7 protein-coding genes and 1 pseudogene are annotated in these 8,041 nt (G+C 67.3%); 5 read left to right on the forward strand and 3 right to left on the reverse strand.

Features of this window, described 5'->3' with window-relative positions; all coding sequences use genetic code 11:
* Positions 1-6: 6 nt before the first annotated feature.
* Positions 7-396 (reverse strand): hypothetical protein, encoded by a 390-nt coding sequence (locus VL52_RS09505; protein WP_144408911.1) that lies wholly within the window; start codon positions 394-396, stop codon positions 7-9.
* 125 nt (positions 397-521) lie between these two features.
* On the reverse strand, positions 522-1,325 hold the full coding sequence (locus VL52_RS09510) for an AraC family transcriptional regulator (RefSeq protein ID WP_046156803.1): 804 nt from the start codon (positions 1,323-1,325) through the stop codon (positions 522-524).
* 312 nt (positions 1,326-1,637) lie between these two features.
* Between VL52_RS09510 and VL52_RS09515 the strand changes: the two genes are divergently transcribed.
* The 5 genes from VL52_RS09515 (at position 1,638) to VL52_RS09535 (ending at position 7,674) form a co-directional block, all read left to right on the forward strand.
* Complete coding sequence (locus tag VL52_RS09515) at positions 1,638-2,564, forward strand: 4-hydroxyproline epimerase (protein WP_046156804.1); 927 nt, start codon at positions 1,638-1,640, stop codon at positions 2,562-2,564.
* A 55-nt stretch (positions 2,565-2,619) separates the two neighbouring features.
* Entirely contained in the window at positions 2,620-3,567 is a 948-nt protein-coding gene (locus VL52_RS09520; RefSeq protein ID WP_046156805.1) for a dihydrodipicolinate synthase family protein, read from the forward strand.
* Between the two features lie 23 nt (positions 3,568-3,590).
* Positions 3,591-5,162 carry an aldehyde dehydrogenase (NADP(+)) gene (locus VL52_RS09525; protein WP_046156806.1) on the forward strand — a complete coding sequence of 524 codons (1,572 nt, stop codon included), beginning with the start codon at positions 3,591-3,593 and terminating at the stop codon, positions 5,160-5,162.
* Positions 5,163-5,165: 3 nt separating this feature from the next.
* Positions 5,166-6,425: an NAD(P)/FAD-dependent oxidoreductase gene (locus VL52_RS09530; protein WP_046156807.1), complete on the forward strand. Its 1,260-nt coding sequence runs from the start codon at positions 5,166-5,168 to the stop codon at positions 6,423-6,425.
* Positions 6,426-6,525: 100 nt separating this feature from the next.
* Positions 6,526-7,674, forward strand: a complete 1,149-nt coding sequence (locus VL52_RS09535) for a branched-chain amino acid ABC transporter substrate-binding protein (protein ID WP_046156808.1) — start codon at positions 6,526-6,528, stop codon at positions 7,672-7,674.
* A 163-nt stretch (positions 7,675-7,837) separates the two neighbouring features.
* Here the strand turns inward: VL52_RS09535 and VL52_RS25325 are convergent.
* Positions 7,838-8,011, reverse strand: a pseudogene (locus VL52_RS25325) (IS5/IS1182 family transposase); the annotation flags it as partial.
* Positions 8,012-8,041: the final 30 nt, after the last annotated feature.

Genomic DNA, 8,041 nt, shown 5'->3' on the forward strand with positions numbered 1-8,041 from the left:
GGCCGGTTACTTGGCCTGCGGCTTTTCCTGGTAGCAGGTGGTTTCCAGCAGGGTGGGCAACAGTTTGTCGGCGGCGTCGCGTCCCAGCGCGAATTGGACCTTGCCGGTGTTGATCACGGCCCTGACGACCGGAGCGCTGACGGGCACGTCGTTGATCACCACCACCATGCTTTGATTCAGGAAGTCGCCGGTGGCCTGCTGCAGGCGCGCGGCGGCCGCCTTATTGAGCGTGGCGCTCAGGGAGAGGTTGTCGCGCTGGATGTTCAGGCTGCTTTCGGTGAAGTCGCAGGCGGAATCCAGACGCAGGATGTTGCCGGTGATGACGGGCTTGCTTGGCGCATCGGCCATGGCCGCGGCGGAAACCAGCAGCGCGGCGGCGGGCAGGAGAAACTTCATCAGACGCTCCATGTTCAGGATGTGGCTCATCGCATTATGACCGAGGCCGCCGCCAGAGGTTGCGTGGACTTGCTGTCAGGCTCGCGGCCGCGACAAGCGCAGCCGGTCTCAGAGCCCCGCGTTGGCTATTCGGCATCCGAAGCCGGCTCGGCATCGCTTCTGCCCAGCTGCTGGCGGTACTGGCGCGGCGTCAGGCCGGTCAAGGCCTTGAACTGCCGGCTGAAGGCGCTGTGATCGGCATAGCCGCAGCGCAGCGCCACTTCGGTGATGGCCATGTCTTCATGCAGCAGCCGGTGCGCGTGTTCCAGCCTGGCCTTGTGTATCATCTGCCGCGGCGACAGGTGGAACACTTTTTTGCAGTAGCGCTCCAGCTGGGCGGCGGACATGCCGGCGATGCCGGTGAGCTCCGCCATGGTGACCGGCTGGCTGAAGTTGCGGCGGATGAATTCGTCCACCGCCACCAGGCGTTTGTACGCCGGGTGGGTCTTGCTGGCCGCTTGCAGGTCCAGCGAGATGCCGATCAGGCCGATGATCTCGTCCTGCCGGTCGCGCAACGGCCATTTGTAGGTCAGGCACCAGCCCGGCTCGCGGTTCTTGAACAGATGCAGTTCCAGCTGGCTCTCAAGCACCAGGCCGTCTTGCAGCACCTTGAGATCCTGCGCCGTATACGCCGGCCCCAGCTGGGCCGGGAACACTTCCGCGCTGGTCTTGCCCAGCAGCGGCCGCAAATCCTTCAGCCCGCAGCGCTGCACCAGCGTCTGGTTGGCGCAGAGATAGCGCGCTTGCCTGTCCTTGATGAAGATGGCCGCATTGGGGATGAGGTCCAGCACCGGCAGGAGCGGGGCGATGCCCGCCAGCAGCTGGTCTATCGTCGCCGGGCGGATTTCGTCCCGCCAGCGGGCGATTTTTTCCACGGTCTCGCTCGTCATCCCTTCCGCCTTTCTTGGCGCGCCAAGCGCCGCGCCTGGCCGTCGGCGTCCATCGCCGCCCCGCCATCCCGAATGCTCTGCCGCCCGGCCAAGCCTCAAGCCTATCCCGCTCGCCAGGCCCTCTTAAACGAAAACTATGCCGATTTCGTCATCGCAACTGATGATAACCATCAAGATTGTCGCCGACAACGCAGCCATGCTAGCGGGGTGGAAGCGAATACCGGCGCGGCGCGGAGATTCAATGGAATCAACGGCCTGCGAGACGACGGCGCGGTCGGTCGGACTGGATGGGGTTTGGAAATGGATACACGAATGAAACAGGTGGAGATCATCGATTCCCACACCGGGGGCGAACCCACCCGGCTGGTGCTGAGCGGATTCCCCGCATTGACGGGAGCCACCATGGCGGACAAACGCGATGCGTTGCGCGAACTGCACGATCCATGGCGCCGCGCCTGCCTGCTGGAGCCGCGCGGCAGCGATGTGCTGGTGGGCGCGCTGTATTGCGAGCCGGTTTCGCCCGACGCCGCCTGCGGGGTGATCTTCTTCAACAACACTGGCTACATCGGGATGTGCGGCCACGGCACCATAGGCCTGATCGCCTCCTTGCATTACCTGGGGCGCATCGCGCCCGGCAGCCACAAGATCGACACCCCGGTGGGGCCGGTGGACGCCGTCTTGCATGAGGACGGCACGGTGACGCTGCGCAATGTGCCGGCTTATCGCTACCGCCGGCAGGCGGCGGTGGAGGTGCCCGGCCATGGAACGGTGACCGGCGACATCGCCTGGGGCGGCAACTGGTTTTTCCTGGTGGCCGAGCATGGCCTGAGCGTGCGGCTGGACAATGTCGAGGCGCTGAGCGCGTTCAGCTGCGCCACGATGCAGGCGCTGGAGGCGCAGGGCGTCACCGGCGCCGACGGCGCGCGCATCGATCATGTGGAGCTGTTCGCCGACGACGAACACGCCGACAGCCGCAACTTCGTCATGTGCCCAGGCAAGGCCTACGACCGTTCCCCCTGCGGCACCGGCACCAGCGCCAAGCTGGCCTGCCTGGCCGCCGACGGGAAGCTGGCCGAAGGCGAAGAGTGGGTGCAGGCCGGCATCACCGGCAGCCGTTTCATCGGCCATTACCAGCGCGAAGGCGACTTCATCCGCCCCTACATCACCGGCCGCGCCCACATCACGGCGCGCGCCACATTGCTGATCGACGAACAAGACCCCTTCGCGTGGGGCATCTGAGCCCGCGCCTCTCATTACCTCTACCACCTGAATGAATGCCGCAAGGAGCAAAACAATGAGCGATAACATTTTCACCGGCTGCATCCCGGCGCTGATGACCCCGTGCACCGCCGATCGCCAGCCGGATTTTGACGCGCTGGTGGCCAAGGGCAAGGAGCTGGTGTCCCTGGGCATGAGCGCGGTGGTGTACTGCGGCTCCATGGGCGACTGGCCGCTGCTGAGCGAAGCCCAGCGCCAGGAGGGTGTGGCGCGGCTGGTGGCCGCCGGTGTGCCGACCATCGTGGGTACCGGCGCCGTCAACACCCGCGAGGCGGTTTCCCATGCCGCCCACGCCGCCAGGGTGGGCGCGCATGGCTTGATGGTGATCCCGCGGGTGCTGTCGCGCGGCGCGTCGCCGGCCGCGCAAAAGGCGCATTTCTCGGCCATTCTGGCCGCCGCGCCCAAGCTGCCGGCCGTGATCTACAACAGCCCCTACTATGGCTTCGCCACCCGCGCCGACCTGTTCTTCGAGCTGCGCCGCGCCTATCCCAACCTGATCGGCTTCAAGGAGTTCGGCGGCGCCGCCGACATGCGCTACGCCGCCGAGCACATCACCTCCCAGGATGACGAAGTCACGCTGATGGTGGGGGTGGACACCCAGGTGGTGCACGGCTTCGTCAATTGCAACGCCACCGGCGCCATCACCGGCATCGGCAACGCGCTGCCGCGCGAGGTGCTGCACCTGGTGGCGCTGAGCAAGGCGGCGGCCAGGGGCGATGCCGTCGCCCGCCGCCGCGCCGGCGAGCTGGAATCGGCGCTGGCCGTGTTGTCCTCCTTCGACGAAGGCTGCGACCTGGTGCTGTATTACAAGCACTTGATGGTGCTGAACGGCGACAAGGAATACGCGCTGCATTTCAACGAGACCGACGCGCTGAGCCCCGCCCAGCGCCGCTATTCCGAAACCCAGTACGCGCTGTTCCGCGAGTGGTACCGCAACTGGTCGGCCGAACTGAACGTCGCCTGAAGCTTAATCACACAGGAAACATGATGAATCTGACAGGCAAGATGCTCATCGGCGGGCAGGCCGTCGCCGGCCGCCGCGAGAGGATCCGGGCGATAGACCCGTCCACCGATCAAGCGCTGGAGCCGGGCTACCCCGGCGCGGACCGCGAACAGGTGGAGCAGGCCTGCGCATTGGCCTGGGACGCGTTTGACGCCTACCGCGAAACCGCGCCGGAAACGCGGGCGCGCTTTCTCGAAACCATCGCCGACGAGATGGAAGCGCTGGGCGATGCGCTGATAGAACGCGCGATGGCCGAAACCGGCCTGCCGCGCGCCCGCTTGCAGGGAGAGCGCGGCCGCGCCTGCGGCCAGCTGCGGCTGTTCGCCCGCACGCTGCGGGCCGGCGAGTGGCTGGACGCGCGGGTAGACCCGGCCATGCCGCAGCGCCAGCCGCTGCCGCGCGCCGATCTGCGCCAGCGCCAGGTGGCGCTGGGGCCGGTGGCGGTGTTCGGCGCCAGCAATTTCCCCTTGGCCTTCTCGGTGGCCGGCGGCGATACCGCTTCCGCGCTGGCGGCCGGCTGCCCGGTCATCGTCAAGGCCCATAGCGCCCATCCCGGCGTCAGCGAACTGGCGGGGCGGGCCATCGCGCGGGCGGCGGAGAAATGCGGGTTGCCGGCCGGCGTGTTCGCGCTGCTGTTCGGCGAAGGCCGCGAAGCGGGGCAGGCTTTGGTGGCCGATCCGCGCGTCAAGGCGGTGGGCTTCACCGGCTCGCGCGGCGGCGGCCTGGCCTTGTGCCGGCTGGCGCAAAACCGGCCGGAGCCGATTCCGGTTTATGCGGAAATGAGTTCCACCAATCCGGTGTTTCTGCTGCCGGCGGCGCTGCAGGCGCGCGGCGAGGCGCTGGCGCAGGGCTTTGTCGGCTCGCTGACGCTGGGCGCGGGGCAGTTCTGCACCAATCCCGGCTTGATCATCGCCGAGCAGGGCCCGGCGTTGGATGGCTTCATCGCCGCCGTGTCCGCTCTGCTGCGGCAGAGCCCGGCGCAGACCATGCTGACGCCCGGCATCTTCCACGCTTACCTGGCGGGCGTGGACGCGCTGTCCGGGCATGCGCGCCTGGCGGCCGCTGGCCTGCCGGTCACCGGGCCGAATCAGTGCCAGGCCCAGCTGTGGCTGGCCGACGCGCGGGACTATCTGGCCAACCCAGCGCTGCGGGCCGAAGTGTTCGGCGCCGCCTCCTTGATCGTGCAATGCAAGGACGCGCGGGAGTTCCGCCAACTTGCCGAGCAGCTGGAAGGCCAGCTCACCGCCACGCTGCAGCTGGACGAGGGCGATCTGGACCTGGCCCACGCGCTGCTGCCCACGCTGGAGCGCAAGGCTGGCCGCATTCTGGCGAACGGCTGGCCCACCGGCGTGGAAGTGTGCGACGCCATGGTGCATGGCGGGCCGTACCCGGCCACCTCGGACGCGCGGGCCACCTCGGTGGGCACGGCGGCCATCCAGCGCTTCCTGCGGCCGGTCTGCTATCAGGACTTTCCGGACGCGCTGCTGCCGCAGGCCTTGAAACAGGCCAATCCGTTGGCGCTGCGCCGCCTGCTGGACGGCGATCGGGAGGACTGAGCCATGGCGCCCGCTATTGCGCCCGGCGCGGCCGTCATCGTGGTGGGCGCCGGCGTGGTCGGCATCGCCGCCGCCTTGCAGCTGCGCCTGGCCGGTTTCGAAGTGACGCTGCTGGACCGCGGCGAGCCGGCGATGGAAACCAGCTACGGCAATGCCGGAGCTTTCGCCGTCAGCGACGTGATCCCGCTGGCCGAGCCCGGCGTGCTGCGCAAGGTGCCCGGCTGGATGCTGGACCCGCTGGGGCCGCTGGCCCTGCGCTGGCGCTACCTGCCCACGCTGGCTCCCTGGCTGCTGCGCTTTCTGGCTGCAAGCCGGCCGCGCCGCGTGGCCGAGCTGACGCAGGCGCTGGCCGCGTTGCTGGGCCGGGTCAATGACGACTACGCCGGACTGATCGCCCAAGCCGGCCTTGGCCATTTGTGGCGGCGGCACGGCAACCTGACGCTGTATCGCAGCCGGGAGGAGTTCGACGCAGCCGCGCCGGACTGGGACGCCAAGCGCCGCCATGGCGTGCAATGGCAGGCGCTGGACCGCGAGGCGCTGGTGGAAGAAGAGGGCGTTGTGGGCGAGGAATGGCGCTACGCGGTCAAGGTGCCGGCGTGGTCCCATGTGGACGACCCCTATGTCTTCAGCCGCGGCCTGTTCGACGCCTTTCTCCGCGAGGGCGGCCGCTTTGTCCGGGACGAGGCGCTGGCCACGGCGATGGAGGCCGGCCGCGTGGCCGGCGTGGAAACGGCGGGCAACGGCCGCCTGCGCGCCGACGCGGTGGTGATCGCCTGCGGCGTGTGGAGCGACCGCTTCGTCAAGCAGCATAAATACCGCGTGCCACTGGAAAGCGAGCGCGGCTATCACGTCAACCTGCCCAAGGCCGGGGTGGCGCTGCGCCACTTCATCCAGTGCGCCAGCGAGAGCTTCGTCATCCTGCCGATGGCCAACGGCGGCCTGCGCCTGGCCGGCACGGTGGAGCTGGCGCATCGCGACGCGCCGCCGGACTGGCGCCGCGCCCACATCCTGCTGGACAAGGCCAGGCGCATCGTCGGCGATTTCTCCACCGAAGACATGACAGTGTGGATGGGCAACCGCCCGTCGCTGCCGGACACCCTGCCCATCATCGGCCCGGCGCCGCAGCCGGGGCTGTGGTTCGCCACCGGCCACGGCCATCTGGGCCTGACGCTGGCGGCCACCACCGGCGCGCTGCTGCGCGACATGCTGCAGGGACGGCCGCCGGCGCTGGACATGCAGCCGTATCGGCTATCTCGTTTTTGACCCCGCCTCAGGCTGGCGTAGACCAGCCGCGGCGGGGGAGCGGTAGCAGGGTGGGCCGGGTGGCTTGCCCTGGTCAATGCAGCAATAAAGGAGACATCTCATGGCTTGGAACAAACTGTTTGCGGAAGTGAACTGGGTGGTGGCGCTGGGCGGCATGATGGCGCCGTTCGCCATGGCGGCGGCCCATGCCGATACCGTGGTCAAGATAGGCTTCGCCTCGCCGATGTCCGGCCCGCAGGCCCACTATGGCAAGGACAATGAAAACGCCGCCAAAATGGCGGTGGACGATGTCAACGCCAAGGGCCCGGTGGTGGGCGGGCAGAAGATCAAGTTCGAACTGGTGTCCGAGGACGACCAGGCCGACCCGCGCATCGGCACCCAGGCGGCGCAGCGGCTGGTGGACGCCGGGGTGAAGGCCGTCATCGGTCACTTCAACTCCGGCGTGTCCATCCCCGCCTCGCGCATTTACTCAGAAGCCGGCATCCCGCAATTGTCGGTGGCCACCAACCCGGCCTATACCCAGCAAGGCTACAAAACCACCTTCCGCCTGGTGGGCAGCGACAGCCAGATAGGCGGCGCGCTGGGGCAGTTCGCCGTCAAAACGATGAAGGCAAAGACCATTGTCGCCATCGACGACCGCACCGCCTACGGCCAAGGCATCGCCGACGAATTCGTCAAGGCAGTGGCGGCCAACGGCGGCAAGGTGACTCGCCGCGAGTTCACCACCGACAAAGCGACCGACTTCACCGCCATCCTCACCTCGCTCAAGGCCGTCAATCCGGACGTGGTGTTCTACGGCGGCGCCGACGCCCAGGCCGCGCCCATGGTCAAGCAGATGAAACGGCTAGGCCTCAAGGCCAGGCTGATGGGCGGGGACATGCTCAACACCCCCACCTTCATCCAGCTGGCCGGCGCGGACGCGGCCGGTCACTACTCGGCGGTGGCCGGCGGCGTGCTCGGTGCCCGTCCGGCGGGCAAGGCGTTTGAGCGCCGCTACAATGAACGCTTCCATCAAGACGTGGTGCTGCTGGGGCCGCAGTTCTACGACGGCGTGATGCTGGTGGCCGCAGCCATGAAACAGGCGGGCTCAGTGGAGCCGGCCAAATACCTGCCCAAGCTGGCCGCCATCCGCTACAGCGGCGTGACGGCGGACTTCGCCTTCGCGCCCAATGGCAATCTGTTGAAAGCGCCGGTCACGCTGTCCACGGTGAAAAACAACGCTTGGGCCGTGGAAACGGTGGTCCGCTGAGCGCGGCAAGGCAAGACGATATTTCATCGGGCGTACTCCTCTGCCTCTGGCCGGCTCTTTTTAAGAGGCCGGTTCTTTTTTTACTCGTCGGTTTGGTTTGGCGTCGGGAGACTTTATTGCACAAATCAGTTAAAGGTTGAGTGCAACCAATCCATATGCGGACTTATTCCATCCGTACCGTTTGCGGCGTGTCCGGAGCTGTAGCGCGATTCAGAATCGCTGCGCAGATTTCAAGCTCCACCACCTGTCGGTCAAAGTCCCGCGACTTCACGCGGTCTGCCAGCAACTTGAAGCAGTGCATCTTCTTGTCGACTGGGCTGCGCCGATGGTAGCCGCTCTACTTCCTCCCAAGCACCGTCGCAGATAC

Origin of the sequence: Chromobacterium vaccinii (assembly GCF_000971335.1) — a bacterium.
Classification (GTDB): Bacteria; Pseudomonadota; Gammaproteobacteria; order Burkholderiales; family Chromobacteriaceae; genus Chromobacterium; species Chromobacterium vaccinii.

Bases quoted from the DNA above. Each gene is read 5' to 3' on its own strand.
- VL52_RS09505 (WP_144408911.1), bottom strand. From the start codon at position 396: ATGAAGTTTCTCCTGCCCGCCGCCGCGCTGCTGGTTTCCGCCGCGGCC.
- VL52_RS09510 (WP_046156803.1), bottom strand. From the start codon at position 1,325: ATGACGAGCGAGACCGTGGAAAAAATCGCCCGCTGGCGGGACGAAATC.
- VL52_RS09515 (WP_046156804.1), top strand. From the start codon at position 1,638: ATGAAACAGGTGGAGATCATCGATTCCCACACCGGGGGCGAACCCACC.
- VL52_RS09520 (WP_046156805.1), top strand. From the start codon at position 2,620: ATGAGCGATAACATTTTCACCGGCTGCATCCCGGCGCTGATGACCCCG.
- VL52_RS09525 (WP_046156806.1), top strand. From the start codon at position 3,591: ATGAATCTGACAGGCAAGATGCTCATCGGCGGGCAGGCCGTCGCCGGC.
- VL52_RS09530 (WP_046156807.1), top strand. From the start codon at position 5,166: ATGGCGCCCGCTATTGCGCCCGGCGCGGCCGTCATCGTGGTGGGCGCC.
- VL52_RS09535 (WP_046156808.1), top strand. From the start codon at position 6,526: ATGGCTTGGAACAAACTGTTTGCGGAAGTGAACTGGGTGGTGGCGCTG.